The sequence below is a fragment of the Acidovorax sp. LjRoot204 genome (assembly GCF_056175785.1).
This window is the reverse complement of record NZ_JBGFFF010000085.1, coordinates 1-21,743: the sequence shown is the minus strand read 5'-3', so window position 1 is coordinate 21,743 and position 21,743 is coordinate 1. Positions and strand designations below refer to the sequence as shown.

The window sequence follows — 21,743 nt, the reverse complement described above, 5'->3', positions numbered from 1 at the left end:
CCCTGCAGCGATGTCGCCGGGCGGGGCTCCCGCGCCAGCACCGGCTTCGGCGGGTTGATCCGGTTGCAGGGCGATACCTCGGCGGGTGCCCGGTAGCGCAGGCGACAGCAAACTCTAGACACTGTCCGGGTTCACTCGCCTATAATTCACAAAAAGCACGATCGTTCTTTTTTGTGATTGTGCAGTCTGTGTGGTGGTTCCGTAGCGCTTTCGCTGCAGTGCGACATAGAATGTTCTAGTTTACGTAAACGTCAATTCAACCAACTCTCTAGGAGCCGCAGCAATGAAGGTCTTGGTCCCTGTCAAGCGCGTGGTGGACTACAACGTGAAGGTCCGCGTGAAGTCGGACAACACGGGTGTAGACATCGCCAACGTGAAGATGAGCATGAACCCCTTTGACGAAATCGCCGTTGAAGAGGCCGTGCGCCTGAAAGAAAAAGGCCTGGTGACCGAAGTCATCGCAGTCTCCTGCGGCGTGGCCCAGTGCCAGGAAACCCTGCGCACCGCCATGGCGATTGGCGCCGACCGCGCCATCCTGGTGGAAACCGACGTCGAACTGCAGCCCCTGGCAGTGGCCAAGCTGCTGAAGGCCCTGGTGGACAAAGAGCAACCCTCGCTCATCATCCTGGGCAAACAAGCCATCGACGACGACGCCAACCAGACCGGCCAGATGCTGGCGGCCCTGGCCGACCTGCCCCAGGCCACGTTCGCCAGCAAGGTCGAACTGGCTGCAGACAAGGTCAGCGTGACCCGCGAAGTGGACGGCGGCCTGGAAACCCTGCAGCTTTCGCTGCCCGCAGTGATCACCACCGACCTGCGCCTGAACGAGCCCCGCTACGTCACCTTGCCCAACATCATGAAGGCCAAGAAAAAGCAGCTCGATACCGTCAAGCCCGAAGACCTCGGTGTGGACGTGGCTCCGCGCCTGAAGACCCTCAAGGTGACCGAACCCGCCAAGCGCGGCGCAGGCATCAAGGTAGCCGACGTGGCCGCCCTGGTCGAAAAACTCAAGAACGAAGCGAAGGTGATCTAAATGTCGGTACTCGTTATTGCTGAACACGACAACGCGTCCATCAAGGGCGCCACGCTGAACACCGTCACGGCCGCAGTGGCCTGCGGTGGCGACGTGCACGTGCTGGTGGCCGGCCACAACGCCGGCGCTGCTGCACAAGCCGCCTCCAAAATAGCCGGTGTTGCCAAGGTCATCCACGCCGACGCCCCTGGCCTGGAACACGGCCTGGCAGAAAACGTCGCCGCCCAAGTGCTCGCCATCGCATCCAACTACAGCCACATCCTGTTCCCCGCGACTGCCAGCGGCAAGAACGTCGCCCCCCGCGTGGCGGCCAAGCTCGACGTGGCCCAGATCAGCGACATCACCAAAGTGACGCAACCGCAGGGTGCCTCTGGCACGGCCGATACGTTTGAGCGCCCCATCTACGCCGGCAACGCCATTGCCACCGTGCAAAGCCAAGATGCCGTCAAGATCATCACCGTGCGCACCACCGGCTTTGACGCCGCAGCCGCCACCGGTGGCAGCGCACAAGTTGAAACCGCCGCCGCCACGGCCGACGCCGGCAAGAGCAGCTTCGTGGGCAGCGAAATCGCCAAGAGCGACCGCCCCGAGCTGACCGCTGCCAAGATCATCGTCTCCGGTGGTCGTGCGCTGGGCAGCAAGGAAAAGTTCGACGAAGTCATGACGCCCCTGGCCGACAAGCTGGGCGCGGCGCTCGGTGCCAGCCGCGCGGCGGTGGACGCAGGCTACGCGCCCAACGACTGGCAAGTGGGCCAGACGGGCAAGATCGTGGCACCGCAGTTGTATGTGGCTGCCGGTATCTCGGGTGCTATCCAGCACTTGGCGGGGATGAAGGATTCGAAGGTGATCGTGGCGATCAACAAGGACCCTGAGGCGCCGATCTTCAGCGTGGCTGACTATGGGCTGGAAGCGGATCTGTTCACGGCTGTGCCTGAACTGGTCAAGGCCGTCTGAGCCCCGCAGATCACAGGCACAGCCCATTCGATGGGATCTGGATGCTTCTAAAAATATAGCTTTTGGCGCTTATTGGATGAGCGCTGTGGCTGTTTGATGCCTAAAAATCAGCAGGAGACAAAACCATGACCACATTCCTTTCCCGTCGCAGGCTTGTCCAGGCCACTGGCGCAGCGCTGGCCAGTGCGGCATTGCCAGCACTGGCCCAAACCAGTTGGCCCAGCCGCCCGATTCGCATCATCGTGCCGTACACGGCTGGCGGGTTTACCGACCAGATGGCGCGTCTGCTGACGGTAGGCCTGCAAAAGCAATTCGGTCAGCCGGTTGTCATCGACAACAAACCCGGTGCGAACAGCATCATCGGCGTGGATGCCGTCGCCAAGTCCGCCCCGGACGGTCACACCTTTGGTGTGGTCATTCCGGCCTTTACCGCCAACACCACGCTCTACCCCAAACTGCCCTACAACCCGCGCAAGGACCTGATGGGCGTGTCGCTGCTGGGTGTTTCTCCGTTGGTGGCGGCGGTGGCGCCCAATGCACCGTTCAAGACGGTGAAAGAACTCGTGGCCTATGCCAAGGCCAACCCTGGCAAGGTGAGTTTTGCCTCATCAGGCACAGGCTCTGCCGCGCACMTGACCAGCGAGCTGCTCAAGTCACTGACCAAGACCTTCATGGTCCACATTCCCTACCGCGGCGCAGCCCCGGCGTTGACGGACTTGCTCGGCGGCCAGGTGCCCTTGTTCCTCGACCCTCCGCCCAACCTGATCCAGCCTGCCAAGGCAGGCCGCATCACCCTCATCGGCGTAGCCAGCGAAAAGCGCTTGCCCATGTTGCCTGACGTGCCGACCTTCATCGAGCAAGGCGTGCCCGGCATGCTGGGCAGTACCTGGGCCAGCATGATTGCACCCGCAGGGACGCCGCGCGACATCGTCAAGCGCATGTCGGACGCCGTGAACGCCATCATCCAGAGTGATGAAACCAAGGCCAAACTCGACACCATGGGCACCTTTGGTGAAGGCACCACGCCCGAGGCGTGCGACGCTTTTCTTGCGGCCGAAACGACCAAGTGGGGCAAGGTGATCCGCGACGCGGGTGTCACGCTGGACTGAGAAGGCGTGCGCCGGCCTGGCCTGATGGCCAGGATTTACGCGTACCGCTTGGCCCGCAGGTTTTCCTTCATCTGCTGCAGGATCGGCTGCAGCGAGCTGCCGATGCGCAGCGCCACGCAGGTGGCCAGCACGTCGATGATGAGCAAGTGCATGAGGCGCGACACCATGGGGCTGTAGCGGTCGTAGCCCTCGGGGTGGTCGGCCGCCAGATGGATCTGGCAGGTGCTGGCCAGGGGCGAGCCGCTGGCGGTGATGACGATGGTGGTGGCGCCGTTGCGGCGGGCGATGTCGGCGGCGTCCATCAGGTCGCGGGTGCGGCCCGAGTTGGAGATGATCACTGCGCAGTCGCCTGGCCCCAGCAGGGTGGCGCTCATCACCTGCATGTGGCCGTCGCTGCTGGCAATCGAGGTCACGCCCAGGCGAAAGAACTTGTGCTGCGCGTCCTGTGCCACGATGCCCGAGTTGCCCACACCGTAGAACTCGATGCGCTTGCCTTTCTTCCACGTGTCGGCAATGGCCTCGGCCGCACGTTCGATGGCCACGGTGCTGGCCGCGTTGCGGTATTGCAGGAACGCTGCCACGGCGTTGTCCACCACCTTTACCAGAACGTCACCGGTCTTGTCGTCGGCATCCACACTGCGGTGGATGAAGGGCACGCCTTCGCTCACACTGCCTGCCAGCTTGAGCTTGAAGTCCGCCAGCCCGTCGTAACCCATGCTGCGGCAAAAGCGCACCACGGTGGGCTTGCTCACATGCGCGCGCTCGGCCAGCTCGCGCACGGGCAGGCGGGCGAAGGTGCGGGGGTCGGTCAGCACCAGCTTGGCCACGCGCTGTTCGGCGGGGGCCAGCGAGGGCAGGGAGGCGGTGATGCGGTCGAGCATGTCAGTCTGTGAAGGCAGGGCAGGCTGCGCAGGGGGCCTTGGAAGGGGCTTGGGTGGACGCTTCATCCACCGGCTGTGCGCGCGGTGGTGGGGCCATCTGCGTTTAATGTAACTCGGTTCCCAAAGGTATGGGGCCCGCGCAATCCCTGCCTTTCAACCTGCTTGCACGGGGCCTGGGCGTTTCCCCCCTGGCCCGGGCGGGCCCTGCACGCATAGCATCCTCCACCACGTTATCCAGATACTGAGGAGCCTTCCATGCGCAAACCCTTGCTGACAAAACTTCTGGCCGGTGCGGCCCTTGTGGCCGCTGCATCGGGCAGCTGGGCCCAGGGCCAGGTCAACATCATCTGCTCCGTGCAGGCCGAGTGGTGCAACCTGATGTCCACGGTGTACGCCAAGACCACCGGCACCAAGGTCAACATGACGGCCAAGGGATCGGGCGAGGCGCTGGCGCAGCTCAATGCCGAGCGCGCCAACCCCAAGACCGACATCTGGTTTGGCGGTACGGGCGACCCGCACCTGCAGGCGGCCGAACAGGGCCTGACGCTCGAATACAAGTCGCCCCAGCTCGCGCAGCTCTACCCCTGGGCGCAAAAGCAGGCGGCGGATTCCAAGTACCGGACGGTGGGCGTGTACCTCGGCCCGCTGGGCTTTGGCTACAACAAGGAGTTGCTGGCCAAGCGCAAGCTCAACCCGCCCCAGTCGTGGGCCGACCTGCTCAAGCCCGARTWCAAGGGCGAGRTSCAGATGGCCAACCCCGCATCSAGCGGCACSGCCTACACCATGATCGCCACGCTGGTGCAGMTSATGGGCGAGGAMAAGGCGTTTGAATACCTCAAGGCCCTGCACCCCAACATCAGCGCGTACACCCGTTCAGGCACGGCGCCTGTCAAGGCGGTTGCACGCGGCGAGACCACGGTGTCCGTGAGCTTCGTGCACGACGTGACCACCGAGGCGGTCAATGGCTTCCCTGTGGGCTCGGTCACACCTTCTGAAGGTACTGGCGCCGAGGTGGGCTCCATGAGCATCGTCAAGAACGGCCCCAACACCGAGGCCGCCAAGAAGTTCTACGAATGGGCGCTCACGCCGGGTGGTCAGCAGTTTGGCCTGGCGGCCAAGCAGTTCCAGCTGCCCAGCAACACGCAGGTGCCCAAAGACCCGCGCATGACCGATCCGGCCAAGATGAAGCTCATCAACTACGACTACGCCAAATACGGCGCCAGCGCCGAGCGCCGCCGCCTGATTGCGCGCTGGGAAAAAGACGTGCAAAACGCAACGCGCTAAGGGGTGGTGGTGTCGGCAGCAGCGGCGGCGCACGCAACCCTTCGGACCAGGACTCCCGGTGCCTCGGTCAACCGGCCCCTGTGGGTCTGGCTGGCCATGGGGGTACTGGGGYACCTGGTGTTCCCCTGGTATGCACAGCAGGACGCCAATGGCCTGCTGGCGGTGGGCCAGGTCTTCAGCAGCGAGCAGGCCGCCAATGGGCTGATGCAGGCGGCCTTGTTCGGGCGCCCCTGGCTGTGGCTGGGCCTCGCCGGGCTGGTGGTGGCGGGCCTGGGGGCGTGCCTGCCCGCCGGGCGCAAGCAGGGTGCCCTGCTGGTGGCGGGGGGTGCACTGGGGCTGGCGGCCCTGCTGCTCAGCGGCTTTGCGATTGGCGCGCGCGGCTGGGCGTTTGAATGGATGAACAACAGCCTGGGTGAACTGGGCGCGCGCCAGCCCGGCATGGGCTGGGGCGGGTTTGTGGTGCTGTCGGCGCTGCTGGTGCTGCTGTCTTTCGGGGTGGCGCGGCGGGGCTTCTTCAAGGGCGACCTGTTCGTGGCTGCGGCAGTGGTGGGCTGTGGCAGCCTGCTCGCGCTGTTCATCGTGTTCCCGGTGCTCAAGGCGCTGTCGGCTGCGTTTTTTCTGGAGGACGGCCCGTTCTCGCTGGCCGTGGTGTGGGAGCGCATTGCGCACGAGCGCAACTTCAGCCTGTCGTGCCTGGCGGGCGGCCAGCGCTGCGGTGTGGCCTGGAACACGCTGTTCCTGGGGCTAATGACCGCCACCAGCACCACGCTGCTGGGCACCTTCATGGCGCTGATGGCCGAGCGCGCCTCGCGCCGCTATGCGCGGCCGCTGAACATCGTGGCGCTGCTGCCCATCATCACGCCGCCGTTTGTGGTGGGCCTGGGGCTCATCCTGCTGTTCGGCCGTGCGGGGGTGTTCAATCAGTTTCTGGAATACGCGTTTGGCATCACGCCGTCGCGCTGGTTCTACGGCTGGCTGGGCGTGTGGGTGGCGCAGACCTTTGCCTTCACACCCATTGCTTTCATGATCATGCGCGGCGTGGTGCAAGGCGTGGCCCCTAGCCTGGAGGAGGCCGCGCAAACGCTGCGTGCCAGCCCGCACCGCACCTTCATGACCGTGACCCTGCCGCTGCTCAAGCCGGGCCTGGCCAATGCSTTCCTGGTSGGCTTCATCGARAGCATKGCSGACTTCGGCAACCCCATCGTGGTGGGCGGGCAGTTCTCGGTGCTGTCCACCGAAATCTTCTTTGCCATCGTGGGTGCGCAGTATGACCAGGGCCGTGCCGCGTCGCTGGCCTGGATCCTCACGTTCTTTGCGCTCACCGTGTTCGCCATCCAGCGCGGCTTGCTGGGCAAGCAGAACTTCACCACCGTATCGGGCAAGGGTGATGCAGGCATTGCCATGCCGCTGCCCACCGGTGTGCGCCGCGTGGTGCACTCCATTGCACTGCCCTGGATGGCGTTCACCCTCATCGTGTACCTGTTTGCACTGGCCGGTGGCTTTGTGCAGACCTGGGGGCGTGACTACACCATCACGCTGGCGCACTTTCGCACGGCGTTCAGTGTGGAATGGGGCGAGTTTGGTGTGGTGTGGGCGGGCACCGCGTGGAACTCGTTTTTCACCACGCTCAAGCTCGCCGCCATCTCGGCGCCGCTCACGGCCACGCTGGGCATCGGCATTGCGTGGCTGCTGGCGCGCACCGAGTTCCGGGGGCAGGGCGCGTTCGAGTTTGCAGCGCTGCTGGCTTTTGCCATTCCCGGCACGGTGCTGGGCGTGAGCTACATCCTGGCKTTCAACGTGCCGCCGTTCGAGCTSACGGGCACCGCSCTCATCATCGTGCTGTGCTTCATGTTCCGTAACCTGCCGGTGGGCGTGCGTGCGGGCACGGCGGCGTTCAAGCAGCTGGACCGGTCGCTGGATGAAGCGTCCGTGATGCTGCGCGCAGGCAGCGTGCAGACGCTGCGCCACGTGGTGCTGCCGCTGCTCAAGCCCGCGCTGGTGGCGGCACTGGTCTACAGCTTTGTGCGTGCCATCACCACCGTGAGCGCGGTGATCTTCCTGGTCACGGCCGAGAACGAGCTGGCCACCACCTACATCATCGGCCGCGTGGGCAATGGCGACTATGGCGTGGCGCTGGCGTACTGCACGGTGCTCATCGTCCTTATGTCGGCCTCCATCGGACTCATTCAGCTGCTGGTGGGTGACCGCAAACTGGGCCGCCGTGGAGCCGCTCCCGCTGCGCACTGACCCCTCTGACAAAAAAGAAAACACGCCATGAACAACAATGACGCGGGCATCGTGTTCCGCAACATCACCAAGCGCTACGGCAGCGACAGCAGCGCGGCCCTGGCCGTCAAAGGCATCAGCTTTGAGGTGCCGCGCGGCACGCTCACCACCATCCTCGGCCCCTCGGGCTGCGGCAAGACAACCACCTTGCGCATGATCGCGGGGCTGGAATCGCCCACTTCGGGCGAGATCTTCATCGCAGGCCAGGACGTGACCACGCTGGGCCCCGCGCAACGCAATGTGAGCATGATGTTCCAGAGCTACGCGCTGTTCCCGCACATGAATGTGGTGGAGAACGTGATGTACGGCCTGCGCATGTCGGGCCAGCCCAAGGAGCAGGCGCGCACCAAGGCCGTGGAGGCGCTGCGCGGCGTGGGCCTGGTGGGCTATGACGACCGCCTGCCCAGTGAACTCTCGGGCGGGCAGCAGCAGCGTGTGGCCCTGGCCCGTGCGCTGGTGCTGGAGCCCGAGGTGCTGCTGTTTGACGAGCCCTTGTCCAACCTCGACGCCCGTCTGCGCCGCGAGATGCGTGAAGAGATCCGTGCGCTGCAGCAGCGCCTGTCGCTCACGGTGGCCTACGTCACGCACGACCAGGCTGAGGCCATGGCGGTGAGCGACCAGATCATCGTGATGAACCAGGGCCTGATTGCGCAAAAGGGCTCGCCCCGCGCGCTGTATGAAACCCCGCACAGCGAATTCGTCGCGGGCTTCATGGGCGAGGCCATGCTGTTCCCGGCCGTGGCCGACGCTGACGGCACAGTGGCGCTCGGCCCACTGGTGTTGCGCCCCCGCATGGCGGTGAAGAGCGGCCCGGTGAAGGTGGCGGTGCGCCCTGAGGCCTGGCGCATTCACCGCCAGGGCGAAGGCCTGCTGCCCGCGCGGCTGGACAAGCGGGCCTACCTGGGCGCCGTGTACGAATACACCTTCGAGACCGCGCTGGGCCATATTTTTGTGGTGTCGTCCGACCTGGACGATGTGCTGGCTGTGGGCGACGCGGTGCAGCTGAGCCTGGGTGCCCACGGCGTATCAGTGGTTGGTAGTACCGAAGGCGCCCGGACCAATGCGGAATAATGGCGCCATGACGAACCAACTCGACGCCCTCAAACAGTTCACCACCGTGGTTGCCGACACCGGCGACTTTCTGCAACTGGCCCAGTTCCGTCCGCAGGACGCCACGACCAATCCCTCGCTGATCCTCAAGGCGGTGCAAAAGCCCGAATACGCACCGCTGCTCAAGGACACCGTCGCCAAATGGCAAGGGCGCGCGATGGACGAGGTGATCGACCGCCTGCTGGTGCGTTTTGGCTGCGAGATCCTGACCCACGTGCCCGGCCGTGTTTCCACCGAAGTGGACGCCCGCCTGAGCTTTGACACCAGCGCCACCGTCACGCGCGCCGAGCGCATCATCGAGCTGTACCAGGCAGAAGGCATCCACATCGACCGCGTGCTCATCAAGATCGCAGCCACGTGGGAAGGCATCCAGGCGGCCGCCCAGCTGGAGCGCAAGGGCATCCACACCAACCTCACGCTGCTGTTCTCTTTTGCCCAGGCCGTGGCCTGCGGCCAGGCCAAGGTGCAGCTGATCTCGCCCTTTGTGGGCCGTATTTACGATTGGTACAAAAAGCAGGCAGGCGCGAGCTGGGACGAGGCCGCGCGCGCGGGCGCCAACGACCCGGGCGTGCAGTCGGTCACGCAGATCTACAACCACTACAAGCGTTTCGGCATCGCCACCGAGGTGATGGGCGCGAGCTTCCGCAATGTGGGGCAGATCACGGCGCTGGCCGGGTGCGACCTGTTGACCATTGCGCCCGAGCTGTTGGCGCAGCTGGCTGCGAGTGATGCACCGTTGCAGCGGGCGTTGGATGCAGAGGCTGCCAAGGGCATGGACTTGCCTGCGGTGAACTATGACGAGGCGGGGTTCCGGTTTGCGCTGAATGAGGATGCGATGGCGACCGAGAAGCTGGCTGAGGGGATTCGGGCGTTTGCGGTGGATGCTGTGAAGCTGGAGAAGCTGATCCTCGCGGCTTGAGGTTTGTTTTTGTATTGGGGCGGCTGGTGCCTGGGGTGCAGGTGCTGGCCGCTTTTGTTTTTGGGTATTCGCAAGGCTACTTGCTTATCAGGTGGTGTGCCTGGTTTGAGTGCGGAGGCCGGGAGTCGCCCGGCTTGCGAGTAACTTTCTTTTGCTTCGCCAAAAGAATGTCACCAAAGAAAAGGCGACCCCCAGTCTGCGACCCCGGCGCTTCGCTCCGGGGCAAACCTGCGGCGGGGTGGTTGTGGGGTGCGCCGTGGAACTCGCTTTGCGCTGCGCGCGCCGCTCAGACATCCACGGCGAGTCAGTTGACGAGGCATGGGCGCTCCGACGCCCATGCTCACCCCACAACCGCCCCGCCGTAGGCACAGCCAGCAGGGGGTGGACAGCCGAACATCCAAACATCCAAACATCCAAACATCCAAACAACCGAACAACCGAACAACCGAACAACCGAACAACCGAACAACCGAACAACCGAACAACCGAACAGCCGAACAGCCGAACAGCCGAACAGCCGAACAGCCGAACAGCCGAACAGCCGAACAGCCGAACAGCCGAACAGCCGGACATCCATTCGGGCCATTGCTGCGCTCGGCCGTGCCTGCGCAGCGCGTGGCGCTTACGCCCGCGAGACGGGGCCGAGCGCAGCGCAGCGAAGCAATGGCCCGTGTGGATGTCYRTTTTTGGGTTCCCTTCTGCGCGTGCCGAAGGACACACGCACTTCGTGCRCTGACTTGCCGCAGTTGTTTGAACGGAGCGCGTAGCGCGCAGTGAGTTCTGCGGCGCACCCTCTGTGCGAGCATCGCAGGYTGCCCGTAGCGCAGCGAAGGGACGCGCGCAGTAGGGTCGCCCTTTCTTTGGTGACTTTCTTTCGGCGACGCGAAAGAAAGTTACTCGCACGCCGGGCGACTCCCGGCCTCCGCCCTCAGTGCCGGCATGCCATTCGATGAGCACAAGCCCCCAAGACTGAGCGTGAAAAAAACGCATCAAACCGTCAACGTCTGCCGGAAATCTCCCGTCCGGAAGTGCTGAAGATCACTATAAAAATCATAGCTGCCAAGACATGAAGCACTAGCGCACCCAGCCAAAATCACCAGAAACTCACCCCGCAGGCAGCCGCATCCCCACCCGCAACCCCTTCGGCACCACCCCTTCCGCCACCGTCCGCCCCCCGTGCCGCAGCGCGATCTCTTCGACTATCGACAGCCCCAGCCCACAGCCGCCCGCCTTGTCCGACCCGCGCCAGAACCGCGCAAACAGATCGCCCAGATGCTCCGCCGGCACGCCCGGTCCATCGTCCTCCACGACCAGCAGCGCCCAATGCCCGGGCTCTTCATGGCCCACGCGCACCGTCACCGTGGCGCCGGGGCCCGCGTAGTGCAGCGCGTTGTCGATGAGGTTGTTCAACGCCTCGCGCAGCAGCAGCGGGTGGCCCTGCGCGGGCAGGTGGTCCACACCCTCGTAGCCCAGGTCCATGCCCTGGGTCAGGGCGCGGGCGGCCCATTCGCGGGCCACCTCGCGGGCCAGGGCGGCGAGGTCGATGGACTGCATCTCCACGTTTGACTCCGAGCGCGCCAGTTGCAGCAGCTGGTGCACCAGGTGCGCGCTGCGTTGCGCGGCCGACAGCACCTTTTGCAGGCGGGCCTGCACTGCGGGTTCGTGGCTTTCGTGCAGGGCCAGTTCGGTCTGGCCGATCAGGCCGGCGAGCGGCGTGCGCAGCTGGTGGGCAGCGTCGTTCAGAAACCGCTTTTCCTTTTGCTGGCCACGCGCCACGGTCTCCAGCAGGCGGTTGATGGTGCTGGCCAGCGAATGCACTTCCTGCGGTGCTGAGGTCAGCTCAATGGGCGGCAGCGGCGTGGTGCCCGTGTGGGGCTGCGCGCCTGCGCGCTCAATTTGCGCCTCCAGGCGCTTGAGGGGTTGCAGGCCGCGCAGCACGCCGGCGTACACCACGGCACTCAGGGCCAGGCCCATCAGGCCCATGGGGAACACCATGCGCTCCAGCAGTTCCTGCGCAATGCGCTCGCGCACCGTGAGGCTCTGGGCCACCTGCACGCGCAGGCGCTGGCGGGTGGAGGCGGTGCCGTAGTCCACATCGAGCAAGGCCACGCGCACCGGTTTGTCATCCACCCGTGCCTGGTACAAAAACGCCTCGCCCACAGCCACATCAACCTGGGCGGGCGGTGGCGGCAGCTGCGCGTTGCCCAGCAAAAAGCGGCCGGGCGGAGACGACACCATGTAGGTGATGCGGTCGGCCGGGTCCTGCTCCAGGATGTCCTGCGCGGCCTTCGGAAAGTCCACCAGCAGCCCATCGCCAATCGGCTTGATCTGCCGCGCCAGCGCCCGCACCGACTGGGTCAGCGTCTGGTCAATGCCCTTCTCGCCGTTCTGCAGCGCAATGCGCCACGCCAGAAACCCACCCGACAACCACAGCACCAGCTGCGGCAGCAGCAGCCACAGCAGCAGCTTGCGTTGAAGAGAAACACCCGGGACGTGACGCATGAATGGCCGTAAAAATTAAACGGCGCGCGTCTTGCAACTGGCGCGACCAAGGCCAGTGCCGCCGCGCAAGGGCCGCCCCGCCGCGCTGGCGGCGTCCCCCCCACGGGGGGAAGATGCGTAGCATCTCAGGGGGGGCTTCATGGCTTGTTCAGCATGTACCCCAGCCCCCGGATATTGCGGATCACCAGGTTGGACTGGTCGAGCTTCTTGCGCAGGCGGTGCACATACACCTCCAGTGCATTGGAGTTCAGCGGGGCGGCGGTTTGGCCGGGCTCGGGCGGGCTGGCGCGCCAGGCGGCCAGCACGTCGTCGCGCGTGACGACTTCGCCACAGCGGTGGGCCAGCAGCTCCAGCAGCTCCCACTCGCGCTGGGTCAGCTCCAGCAGGTCGCCATTCAGGGCCGCGGCATGGCTGGCGTGGTCCAGCACCAGCGGGCCGATGGTGGTGCTGGCAACACCCGCCGCGCTGCTGGCCTGGGTGAAGGCGGGCTGGCGCGCGCGGCGCAGCATGGCCTGCAGGCGGGCCTGCAGCTCCTGCATGTTGAAGGGCTTGGTGATGTAGTCGTCGGCCCCGGCGTTCAGCCCCAGCACGCGGTCGTCGACGCCGTCGCGGGCGGTGAGGATCAGCACGGGCAGGCCGGCAATGTGTGCACGGGCCCAGGTCAGCAATTCCATGCCGTCGGCGCCGGGCAGGCCCAGGTCCAGGATGATGCCGTCCACCGCCTGCGTCTGCAAAAGCGCCATGGCCTGCGCCACGCTGCTGGCGGTGCAGACGCTGTAATCGAGTTGCTTGAGCTGGCCGGTGAGAGCGTCGAGCAGGAGGGCGTCGTCTTCGACAATCAGTATCGTGGCCATGGATTGAGCATAACAAAGGCCCCTGCAACGGGCCCTCTGTGGGGCCGCTGCGACTCTCAGGGAAAGCCCTGAGAATTAAATTAATTATTGTAATTAAAGTACCGACTGCGCTGAACGGCACCGGTATCACGGCGCAGCAACGGGTTCTGAAAACAACGTCGAGGAGACAAGGGTATGTGGAAGATGACAAAGATCGCCGCACTGGCGGTGGGCCTGGCGGCCGCGATGTCTGCCAGCGCGGGGGAGGTCGAGGTCCTGCACTACTGGACATCGGGCGGCGAGGCCAAGTCGGCCGCCGAGCTCAAGAAGATCATGCAGTCCAAAGGCCACACCTGGCGCGACTTTGCCGTGGCGGGCGGCGGTGGCGACAGCGCCATGACGGTGCTCAAGAGCCGCGTGATCTCGGGCAACCCGCCCTCGGCCGCCCAGGTCAAGGGCCCGGCCATCCAGGAATGGGCGTCCGAAGGCGTGCTGGCCAATGTCGATGCGCTGGCCAAGACCGAGAAGTGGGACGACGTGCTGCCCAAGGTGGTCGCCGACGTGATGAAGTACAAGGGCAGCTACGTGGCTGCACCGGTCAACGTGCACCGCGTGAACTGGCTGTGGGCCAGCTCCGATGCGCTCAAGAAGGCTGGCGTTGCCAGCATGCCCAAGACCTGGGACGAGTTCTTTGCCGCTGCCGACAAGCTCAAGGCCGCAGGCCTGGTCCCCGTTGCCCATGGCGGTCAGAACTGGCAGGACTTCACGACCTTTGAATCCGTGGTGCTGGGCGTGGGCGGTGCCAAGTTCTACCAGGACGCACTGGTCAAACTGGACGACAAGGCCATCAACAGCGACACCATGAAGAAGTCGCTGGAGACCTTCCGCCGGATCAAGACCTACACCGACCCGGGCGCTCCCGGCCGCGACTGGAACCTGGCCACGGCCATGCTCATTCAGGGCAAGGCGGGCTTCCAGCTGATGGGCGACTGGGCCAAGGGTGAGTTCATCGCGGCCAACAAGGCGCCGGGCAAGGACTTCCAGTGCGCAGCGGCACCGGGCACGGCCAACGCGTTCACCTTCAACGTGGACTCGTTCATCCTGTTCAAGCTCAAGGACGCAGCAGCGCAGAAGGCGCAGAGCGACCTGGCCAGCTCCATCATGAGCCCTGAGTTCCAGGAGGTGTTCAACCTCAACAAGGGCTCGATCCCTGTGCGCACCGGACAGAAGATGGACAAGTTTGACGACTGCGCCAAGCTGTCCAGCAAAGACTTTGCCGACACTGCCAAGAGCGGTGGCCTGGTGCCCAGCGTGGCCCATGGCATGGCGATTGCGCCTGCCACCGAAGGGGCGATCAAGGATGTCGTCAGCCAGTTCTGGAACGACGACAAGGTGAGCGTCGCCGACGCCATGAAGAAGATCGCGGCCGCCGCGAAGACCAAGTAAGCCGTGTACGACACACGCACCCGCACGCACTAAAACCAACCCCAGAGGGATCCCATCATGAAGACAAGAAACCGCCTCACGGCGGTGGCTTTGGCCGCCGCATGCGCGAATGGCGCCTTTGCTATGGACATAGCAGGCTTTGAGTTCAACGGCTACTCCCGCGGTGGCCCGGTGTTCAACCACTCCGACGGCGTCAAGGGCAACCTGACGCTGGGCGGCGAGCTGCAGAAATACCGCCTGGGCAACGAAGGCGACAACGGCATCGAAGTCAACTTTGCCAAGGGCTTCGAGGCCGGCGGCATCAACTGGAAGGTGAACTACATGCCCGCCAAGTGGGGCAGTGGCGACATCAGCACCGAACAGGCGTTTGTGGAAATGAGCGGCTTCTCGTTCTCGCCCGAAGCCAAGTTCTGGGTGGGCCAGCGCCGCCTGCGGATCCAGGACGTGCACATCGTCGACTACTTCCTGCTGAACTACGGCGACAACATCGGTGCCGGTGTGACCGACGTGCCTGTGGGCGGCATGAAGCTGGGCGTGGGCGTGTTCTCTGGCGACAAGTTTGACGGCGGATTGCCCAACAACGTGAAGGCACACCGCATCAACGCCGACCTGTCTGAGATCAACACCAACCCCGGCGGCAAGCTGCGGGTGCTGCTGACCGCCGTTGGCGGCAAGAACCAGGTGGGTGGCGGCTCCGGCTCTGGCATCTCGTTGATGCACACACAAAAGGAGTTCCTGCTGCCCAGCATCAGCAACACGCTGTATTTGCAGACATCGCGCGGCCATGCCCGCATCGACGGGGAGTTTGAAGCCATCGAGGGCACCAGCGCAGGCAAGCGCGCCACCCGCATTGCCGACTCCATCAACTGGCAAAGCGGCCCGTTTGGCGGCCAGGCCCTCATTGGCTACCAGACCAACAAGGCTGACCTGACCGGCGTGGAGACCAAGGACTTCTCGCTGGGCGGCCGTGGCTCGTACGCGTTCACCAAGAACTTCAAGGGCCTGGTTGAGCTGTCCACTACCACCCGCAAGGGCAGTGGTCCGGACCAGCGCCTGTCCAAGGTCACGCTGGCGGGTGCCCTGGCACTGAATGAAGACTTCTGGTCGCGTCCTGAGCTGCGTCTGTATGTGACCAAGGCCAACTGGAACCAGGCGGCGGCTGTGGCCAACGCAGGCACCTTTGGCGCCAATGGCAAGACCTCGCGCACGCTGGTGGGCGTGCAGTACGAGGTGTGGTGGTAAGAGGGAGAGAGTGAGTAGCGAGTTAGTTTGAGGTAGACACTTTGTTCATTGGGGGGTGCTCCGTGCGCACCCCCCTTTTTTCATGTGACACAAAGTGAATGTGTGAATGAGTGAAACGGTGATTCTGTGACTGATCGAGACACCGCGTACCGCGCGCGCAGCGTGTGCAGTGCGTACGCAAGAGAGATTCGCAAGCAATGAAGAATTCCTTTGAAACCTGGCTGCCCAGGCTGGTGGTGACCCCGGCGTTTGTGCTGGGTTTTGCCTTCATCTATGGCCTCATGGTGTGGAACGGCGTGCTCAGCCTCACCGCATCGCGCATGCTGCCCAACTACGAATGGGCGGGCCTGGCGCAGTACGAGCGCCTGTGGGAGATGGACCGCTGGTGGGTCGCCCTGAAGAACCTGGGCATTTTTGGCGTGGGCTATGTGGGCGGATCGCTGGTGATTGGTGTGGTGCTGGCCGTGCTGCTGGACCAGAAGATCCGCGCCGAGGGCGCGCTGCGCACCATCTACCTGTACCCCATGGCGCTGTCGTTCGTGGTGACCGGCACGGCCTGGAAGTGGCTGCTGAACCCCGGCCTGGGCATCGAAAAGATGGTGCGCGACTGGGGCTTCACGAACTTTGAATTTGGCTGGCTGGTGGACACCGAGATGGCGATCTACTGCGTGGTCATCGCCGGCATCTGGCAAAGCGCCGGGTTTGCTATGGCGCTGTTTCTGGCCGGGCTGCGCGGCATTGACGACAGCATCATCAAGGCCGCGCAGGTCGATGGTGCCTCGCTGCCGCGCATCTACTGGCGCATCGTGCTGCCCGCGCTGCGGCCGGTGTTTTTCTCCACGCTCATGGTGCTGTCGCACCTGGCCATCAAGAGCTTTGACCTGGTGATGGCGCTGACCGCGGGTGGCCCCGGTTTTGCCACCGATGTGCCCGCCACCTTCATGTACACCATGTCGTTCTCGCGCGGGCAGATTGGCCTGGGCGCGGCCAGCGCCACCATGATGCTGGCCACTGTCGCGGCCCTGGTGATTCCTTACCTTTACAGCGAACTGCGGAGCAAACCCCATGACCGCTAAGCCCTCTGTTTTTCCGTCCGTGGGTCGCCTGCTGGTCTATGGCGTGCTGGCCCTGGCCACCGCGTTCTTTCTGCTGCCGCTGTACGCCATGCTGGTCACCTCGTTCAAGGACGCAGAGGAGATCCGCAGCACCTCGCTGCTGGCACTGCCCGCTGCGCTGAACTGGTCGGCCTGGGGCACGGCCTGGCAGAGCGCCTGCACGGGCGTGGACTGCAACGGCCTGCGCCCGTTTTTCTGGAACTCGGTGGCCATGGCCGTGCCGGCCGTGCTGATCTCCACCGTGTGGGGCGCGCTCAACGGCTATGTTCTGAGCCTGTGGAAGTTTCGCGGCAGCGACACGCTGTTTGGCCTGCTGCTGTTTGGCGTGTTCATGCCCTTCCAGGTCGTGCTGCTGCCCATGAGCCAGGTGCTGGGCTGGCTGGGGTTGTCCAGCTCCATCACCGGGCTGGTGCTGGTGCACTGCCTGGCCGGGCTGGCGGGTACCACGCTGTTCTTTCGCAACTACTACGCGGCCATCCCCAAGGAGCTGGTGAACGCCGCACGCATGGACGGCGCAAGCTTCTGGCAGATCTTCTGGCGCATCGTGCTGCCGCTGTCCACGCCCATCGTGATGGTCACGCTGATCTGGCAGTTCACCAACATCTGGAACGACTTTCTGTTCGGCGTGGTGTTCTCGGGCACCGAGTCCAAGCCCATCACCGTGGGCCTGAACAACTTGGCCAACACCAGCAGCAGTGTGAAGGCCTACAACGTGGACATGGCGGCCGCCATCATCGCGGGCCTGCCCACGATGGTGATCTATGTGCTGGCGGGTAAATTTTTTGTGCGCGGGCTGACGGCCGGCGCGGTGAAGGGATAAATCATGGCGTCATCACTCGACATTGCAGGCATCAACAAGCGCTTTGGCAAGGGCGACAAGAGCGTGGAGGTGCTGCGCAAGGTGGACATCCACGTCGCGCCCGGCGAGTTCCTCATCCTGGTCGGCCCCTCGGGCTGCGGCAAGTCCACGCTGCTCAACATCATTGCGGGGCTGGATGAGCCCACTGAGGGCGAGATCCGCATTGGCGGCAAGAACGTGGTGGGCATGCCCCCGCGCGACCGCGACATCGCCATGGTGTTCCAGAGCTACGCGCTGTACCCCACGCTGAGCGTGGCCGACAACATCGGCTTTGCGCTGGAGATGCGCAAGATGCCCAAGGCCGAGCGCCAAAAGCGCATCAACGAAGTGGCCGCCATGCTGCAGATCAGCCACCTGCTGGACCGCCGGCCTAGCCAGCTCTCGGGCGGCCAGCGCCAGCGTGTGGCCATGGGGCGGGCGCTGGCGCGCCAGCCGCAACTGTTCCTGTTCGACGAGCCGCTGTCCAACCTGGACGCCAAGCTGCGCGTGGAGATGCGCGCCGAAATCAAGCGCCTGCACCAGGCCAGCGGCATCACCAGCGTGTACGTCACACACGACCAGGTCGAGGCCATGACGCTGGGCTCGCGCATCGCGGTGATGAAGGGCGGTGTGGTGCAGCAGCTGGGCACGCCCGATGACATCTACAACCGCCCGGCCAATACCTATGTGGCGACCTTCATCGGCTCGCCCACCATGAACCTGCTGCGCGGCGCGGCCACGGGCGGGCAGTTTGGCATCCAGGGCGCAGCGCTGAACCTGGCGGCCCCCGCCAGTGCCAACGAGGTGCTGCTGGGCGTGCGCCCAGAGCACCTGGTGATGCAGGAGACGGCCCCGTGGCGCGGCCGCGTCAGCGTTGTGGAGCCCACGGGCCCCGACACCTATGTGATGGTGGACACGGCCGCAGGCAGCGTCACGCTGCGCACCGACGCCCAGACCCGTGTGCAGCCCGGCGACGCCGTGGGTCTGGCGGTAGAGCCCGCCAACGCCCACTGGTTTGACGCCAGCAGCGAGAATCGGCTGGCGTGAGCCGCGCGGCGCAAGCGCCGCCGGATCGTTGCATGTAGTGTGCTGTCACGCAAATAGCTGCACATGAAATCGCGTCCTCACCCCCAGGGCTGCGTTGCAAATCCTCGCGATAGCGACGGCTATCACTGCGGTTTGCGCCTTGCTCTGGGCGCGATGTCATCGATTTCATTTCGTGCAGCTATTTGCGGGACAGCACACTGTTTGCTATTGAAACAATAGCTGCTAGCGCATGTTCTACTAGCGCTGGCAGCTGTTTTTGCTTAAAAACACTGCATGACACCCCTGCGCCTGCTGGCCGACATTGGCGGCACCAACATTCGCCTGGCCTGGCAAGACCAGCCTGATGGCCCCCTGCACGACACCCGTGTGCTGCCCTGCGCACAGTTCCCCTCAGTGGACGCCGCACTAGCGGCCTACCTGGCCGAAGTGAACATAGCCACCCCGCGCGAGGCGGCGTTTGGCATCGCCAACCCGGTCACGGGCGACGCCATCCGCATGACCAACCACAGCTGGAGCTTTTCGCAGCGCGCCGTGCGCGAGGCCTTTGGTTTTGAGCGGCTGGTGGTCATCAACGACTTCACCGCACTCGCGCTGGCGCTGCCCCTGCTCACGCCCGAGCAGCTGCGCCCCGTGGGCGGCGGTGTGGCCGTGCCGGGCGCTGCGATTGCGCTGCTGGGCCCGGGCACGGGCCTGGGCGTGTCGGGCCTGGTGTTTCCGCCCGGCTCGAGCCTGGGGGTGCCGCTGTCGGGCGAGGGCGGCCATGTCACGCTGGCCGCGCAGACCCAGCGCGAGTTCGATGTGCTGGGCATCCTGCAAGAGCGCTACGGCCACGTGTCGGCCGAGCGCGCCGTGTGTGGCGCCGGGCTGGTGGACCTGTACCACGCGCTGCGCCGGCTGGCCCAGCGCGGTGGCAAGGAAGTCAGCTCCGCCGCGCAGGTGACCGAGCTGGCGCTGCAGGCCAACGACCCGCTGGCGCTGGAGGCGCTGGAGCTGTTCTGCGGCTTTCTGGGCAGTGTGGCGGGCAACCTGGCGCTCACGCTGGGTGCGCGCGGTGGCGTGTACCTGGGCGGCGGCATGGTGCCGCGACTGGGCACGTGGTTTGACCAGTCCCCGTTCCGCGCACGGTTTGAATCCAAAGGGCGCTTCCAGTCCTATCTGGCGACCATTCCCTGCTGGGTCATCGACCCCAGCGCCACGCCCGCGCTGTTTGGCGCATCGCGTGCGCTGGACATTGCGGGCTCGGACGCATGAGCAGCAACAGCGCACCACCGCCCATGCTCCGGCCCACCGGCGYGCACCATGTGGCCATCATCGCCAGCGACTACGCCCGCTCCCGCCGCTTCTACACAGAGGTGCTGGGCCTGCAGGTGGTGCACGAGCACTACCGCGCCGAGCGGCAGTCGTTCAAGCTCGACCTTCAACTGCCCGATGGCACGCAGGTGGAGCTGTTTTCCTTTCCTGAACCGCCTGCGCGCCCGTCCTACCCCGAGGCCTGCGGTCTGCGCCACCTGGCCCTGCGCGTGGCCGACATGCAGGCCAGCGTGGCCGCCTTGGCCGCCAATGGCGTGGCCGTGGAGCCGGTGCGCACGGACCCGTTCACCGGGGCGTTGTTCACTTTTTTTGCCGACCCGGATGGGTTGCCGATTGAGCTGGTGGCAGAGGGCAGGGCGCGGTAACCCGCACATCGCTGCAACGCCACAGCAACACGGAGTGGCCATTGCGCAGGCGCAGAGAGTGCGGACCAGCCCCCCTGGATAAGGCCCTATTTCAACCACGCCTTGACGCGCGCCGATAAAGCCTCGGTGCTGATCCCGTAGCGGTCGTGCAGCGTGGGCAAAGCCCCCGCATCCAGGTAGGCATCGGGCAGCCCCGCCAGGCGGAATCGCGCGGGCTGTACGCCGTTTTGCAGCAGCGCGCTGGCCACAGCCTCGCCCAGGCCGCCAACCACCGAATGGTTCTCGGCCACCACCACCAGGCGCGGCTTGCGCTGCACCTCGGCCAGGATGGTCGCAACATCGAGTGGCTTGATGGTGGGGCAGTGCAGCACGCCCACGCCGATGTGGTCGGCCTGCAGCGCCTTGGCCACCTCCAGCGCGCGCATGGTCAGGAAGCCGCTGGAGATGATGAGCACCTCGTCGCCATCCACCAGGCGCTTGGCCTTGCCCAGCTCAAACTGGTAGTCGTACTCGTCCAGTACCAGCGGCACATTGCCTCGCAAAAGGCGCATGTAGACGGGGCCGTTGTGGGCAGCCATTTGTGGCACGGCCTGCTCGATGTCGAGGGCATCGCAGGGGTCGATGATGGTCAGGCCCGGGATGCCGCGCATCATGGCCAGGTCTTCGGTGGCCTGGTGGCTGGGGCCATAGCCGGTGGTCAGGCCGGGCAGCGCGCAGCACATCTTCACGTTCAGATTTTCTTCGGCAATCACCTGGTGGATGAAGTCGTACGCGCGGCGCGTGCCAAACACGGCGTAGGTGGTGGCGAAGGGAATCAGCCCTTCCTTGGCCATGCCGCCTGCCGCACCCATCAGCAGCTGTTCGGCCATGCCCATCTGGTAGAAGCGCTCGGGGTGGGCCTGTGCGAACAGGTGCAGGTCGGTGTACTTGGCCAGGTCGGCGGTCATACCCACGATCTCGGGGCGGGTGGCGGCCAGTTCGACCAAGGCCTTGCCAAACGGTGCGGCCTTGACGCGCTGCCCCTCGCCCGCGATGGAGGCGATCATGGCGGAGGTGGTCAGGCGCGGTTTTTTCTCGGCAACGGTGTTCATGCGGCGGCTCCTTCGGGGGCGTTCTGGTCGAGGATGGCGAGGGCCTGCTGCCACTCGGGCGGATCGACGCGGATGAAATGGTTTTTGTCGCGCGTCTCCAGGAAGGGAACGCCCTTGCCCATGAGCGTGTTGAACAGGATCACGCGCGGCTTGGGCTCTGTCAGATTTCGCGCGGTGTCAAAGGCCGCCAGCACGGCAGCCAGGTCGTTGCCATCGACACGCTGCACATGCCAGCCAAAGGCCAGCCACTTGTCGGCCAGCGGCTCGAAGCCCAGCACTTTGCTGCTGGGGCCGTCTGCTTGCTGGTTGTTGATATCCACCAGACAGATCAGGTTGTCGAGCTGGTGGTGGGCCGCCGACATGGCGGCCTCCCAGGT

The 21,743-nt window shown here is 64.9% G+C and carries 18 protein-coding genes and 1 pseudogene; 14 read left to right on the top strand and 5 right to left on the bottom strand.

The genetic code is table 11. The annotated features are described in order from the left end of the window. Positions 1-283 precede the first annotated feature (283 nt). From AC04MI_RS15590 to AC04MI_RS15580, 3 genes are all read left to right on the top strand, one after another. Positions 284-1,033 (top strand): electron transfer flavoprotein subunit beta/FixA family protein, encoded by a 750-nt coding sequence (locus AC04MI_RS15590; RefSeq protein ID WP_295941090.1) that lies wholly within the window; start codon positions 284-286, stop codon positions 1,031-1,033. Further along, positions 1,034-1,987, top strand: a complete 954-nt coding sequence (locus AC04MI_RS15585) for an electron transfer flavoprotein subunit alpha/FixB family protein (protein ID WP_436078445.1) — start codon at positions 1,034-1,036, stop codon at positions 1,985-1,987. Between the two features lie 125 nt (positions 1,988-2,112). Further along, positions 2,113-3,096 (top strand): tripartite tricarboxylate transporter substrate binding protein, encoded by a 984-nt coding sequence (locus AC04MI_RS15580; RefSeq protein ID WP_476498101.1) that lies wholly within the window; start codon positions 2,113-2,115, stop codon positions 3,094-3,096. 35 nt (positions 3,097-3,131) lie between these two features. On the opposite strand, the gene AC04MI_RS15575 is transcribed toward AC04MI_RS15580, so the two are convergent. Next, a complete protein-coding gene (locus AC04MI_RS15575; protein ID WP_056058413.1) occupies positions 3,132-3,977 on the bottom strand; it encodes a MurR/RpiR family transcriptional regulator in 846 nt (281 codons plus the stop codon). Between the two features lie 255 nt (positions 3,978-4,232). Between AC04MI_RS15575 and AC04MI_RS15570 the strand changes: the two genes are divergently transcribed. From AC04MI_RS15570 to tal, 4 genes are all read left to right on the top strand, one after another. Then, complete coding sequence (locus AC04MI_RS15570) at positions 4,233-5,261, top strand: ABC transporter substrate-binding protein (protein ID WP_476498100.1); 1,029 nt, start codon at positions 4,233-4,235, stop codon at positions 5,259-5,261. A gap of 96 nt (positions 5,262-5,357) precedes the next feature. After that, entirely contained in the window at positions 5,358-7,508 is a 2,151-nt protein-coding gene (locus tag AC04MI_RS15565; protein WP_476498099.1) for an ABC transporter permease, read from the top strand. Between the two features lie 27 nt (positions 7,509-7,535). Next, positions 7,536-8,618: an ABC transporter ATP-binding protein gene (locus AC04MI_RS15560; RefSeq protein WP_056744043.1), complete on the top strand. Its 1,083-nt coding sequence runs from the start codon at positions 7,536-7,538 to the stop codon at positions 8,616-8,618. 7 nt (positions 8,619-8,625) lie between these two features. After that, entirely contained in the window at positions 8,626-9,576 is a 951-nt protein-coding gene (gene tal, locus AC04MI_RS15555) for a transaldolase (protein WP_116748975.1), read from the top strand. Between the two features lie 1,104 nt (positions 9,577-10,680). Here tal and AC04MI_RS15550 read toward each other — a convergent pair. Both AC04MI_RS15550 and AC04MI_RS15545 read right to left on the bottom strand, forming a co-directional pair. Then, complete coding sequence (locus AC04MI_RS15550) at positions 10,681-12,078, bottom strand: sensor histidine kinase (protein WP_436078446.1); 1,398 nt, start codon at positions 12,076-12,078, stop codon at positions 10,681-10,683. Between the two features lie 137 nt (positions 12,079-12,215). After that, positions 12,216-12,932 carry a response regulator transcription factor gene (locus AC04MI_RS15545; protein WP_056058426.1) on the bottom strand — a complete coding sequence of 239 codons (717 nt, stop codon included), beginning with the start codon at positions 12,930-12,932 and terminating at the stop codon, positions 12,216-12,218. A 174-nt stretch (positions 12,933-13,106) separates the two neighbouring features. Here AC04MI_RS15545 and AC04MI_RS15540 point away from each other — a divergent pair, with 174 nt between their 5' ends. The 7 genes from AC04MI_RS15540 to gloA2 all read left to right on the top strand — a co-directional run bounded on the left by AC04MI_RS15540 (position 13,107) and on the right by gloA2 (position 20,275). Then, positions 13,107-14,357: an ABC transporter substrate-binding protein gene (locus tag AC04MI_RS15540; RefSeq protein WP_056058428.1), complete on the top strand. Its 1,251-nt coding sequence runs from the start codon at positions 13,107-13,109 to the stop codon at positions 14,355-14,357. A 57-nt stretch (positions 14,358-14,414) separates the two neighbouring features. Next, complete coding sequence (locus AC04MI_RS15535; protein WP_476498098.1) at positions 14,415-15,599, top strand: carbohydrate porin; 1,185 nt, start codon at positions 14,415-14,417, stop codon at positions 15,597-15,599. 197 nt (positions 15,600-15,796) lie between these two features. Then, positions 15,797-16,675 carry a carbohydrate ABC transporter permease gene (locus tag AC04MI_RS15530; protein WP_015012611.1) on the top strand — a complete coding sequence of 293 codons (879 nt, stop codon included), beginning with the start codon at positions 15,797-15,799 and terminating at the stop codon, positions 16,673-16,675. Next, positions 16,665-17,534: a carbohydrate ABC transporter permease gene (locus AC04MI_RS15525; RefSeq protein ID WP_056744049.1), complete on the top strand. Its 870-nt coding sequence runs from the start codon at positions 16,665-16,667 to the stop codon at positions 17,532-17,534. Before AC04MI_RS15530 ends, AC04MI_RS15525 begins: the two co-directional genes overlap by 11 nt. A gap of 3 nt (positions 17,535-17,537) precedes the next feature. After that, the gene (locus tag AC04MI_RS15520; RefSeq protein WP_146869931.1) at positions 17,538-18,599 is read left to right on the top strand and encodes an ABC transporter ATP-binding protein; all 1,062 of its coding nucleotides are present in this window, start codon (positions 17,538-17,540) and stop codon (positions 18,597-18,599) included. Between the two features lie 273 nt (positions 18,600-18,872). Next, a complete protein-coding gene (gene glk / locus AC04MI_RS15515) occupies positions 18,873-19,850 on the top strand; it encodes a glucokinase (RefSeq protein ID WP_436078447.1) in 978 nt (325 codons plus the stop codon). Then, the gene (gloA2, locus tag AC04MI_RS15510; RefSeq protein ID WP_476498097.1) at positions 19,847-20,275 is read left to right on the top strand and encodes an SMU1112c/YaeR family gloxylase I-like metalloprotein; all 429 of its coding nucleotides are present in this window, start codon (positions 19,847-19,849) and stop codon (positions 20,273-20,275) included. Before glk ends, gloA2 begins: the two co-directional genes overlap by 4 nt. 86 nt (positions 20,276-20,361) lie before the next feature. On the opposite strand, the gene AC04MI_RS15505 is transcribed toward gloA2, so the two are convergent. Together AC04MI_RS15505 and AC04MI_RS15500 are read right to left on the bottom strand one after the other, a co-directional pair. Beyond that, the gene (locus AC04MI_RS15505) at positions 20,362-21,366 is read right to left on the bottom strand and encodes a transketolase family protein (RefSeq protein WP_436078449.1); all 1,005 of its coding nucleotides are present in this window, start codon (positions 21,364-21,366) and stop codon (positions 20,362-20,364) included. Then, positions 21,363-21,743 (bottom strand): annotated as a pseudogene (locus AC04MI_RS15500) (transketolase); the annotation flags it as partial. The gene AC04MI_RS15505 and the pseudogene AC04MI_RS15500, both read right to left, overlap by 4 nt.

Coding starts and splice junctions, on each gene's coding strand:
- AC04MI_RS15590 (WP_295941090.1), top strand. CDS start 284: ATGAAGGTCTTGGTCCCTGTCAAGCGCGTGGTGGACTACAACGTGAAG.
- AC04MI_RS15585 (WP_436078445.1), top strand. CDS start 1,034: ATGTCGGTACTCGTTATTGCTGAACACGACAACGCGTCCATCAAGGGC.
- AC04MI_RS15575 (WP_056058413.1), bottom strand. CDS start 3,977: ATGCTCGACCGCATCACCGCCTCCCTGCCCTCGCTGGCCCCCGCCGAA.
- AC04MI_RS15560 (WP_056744043.1), top strand. CDS start 7,536: ATGAACAACAATGACGCGGGCATCGTGTTCCGCAACATCACCAAGCGC.
- tal (WP_116748975.1), top strand. CDS start 8,626: ATGACGAACCAACTCGACGCCCTCAAACAGTTCACCACCGTGGTTGCC.
- AC04MI_RS15550 (WP_436078446.1), bottom strand. CDS start 12,078: ATGCGTCACGTCCCGGGTGTTTCTCTTCAACGCAAGCTGCTGCTGTGG.
- AC04MI_RS15545 (WP_056058426.1), bottom strand. CDS start 12,932: ATGGCCACGATACTGATTGTCGAAGACGACGCCCTCCTGCTCGACGCT.
- AC04MI_RS15540 (WP_056058428.1), top strand. CDS start 13,107: ATGTGGAAGATGACAAAGATCGCCGCACTGGCGGTGGGCCTGGCGGCC.
- AC04MI_RS15535 (WP_476498098.1), top strand. CDS start 14,415: ATGAAGACAAGAAACCGCCTCACGGCGGTGGCTTTGGCCGCCGCATGC.
- AC04MI_RS15530 (WP_015012611.1), top strand. CDS start 15,797: ATGAAGAATTCCTTTGAAACCTGGCTGCCCAGGCTGGTGGTGACCCCG.
- AC04MI_RS15525 (WP_056744049.1), top strand. CDS start 16,665: ATGACCGCTAAGCCCTCTGTTTTTCCGTCCGTGGGTCGCCTGCTGGTC.
- AC04MI_RS15520 (WP_146869931.1), top strand. CDS start 17,538: ATGGCGTCATCACTCGACATTGCAGGCATCAACAAGCGCTTTGGCAAG.
- glk (WP_436078447.1), top strand. CDS start 18,873: ATGACACCCCTGCGCCTGCTGGCCGACATTGGCGGCACCAACATTCGC.
- AC04MI_RS15505 (WP_436078449.1), bottom strand. CDS start 21,366: ATGAACACCGTTGCCGAGAAAAAACCGCGCCTGACCACCTCCGCCATG.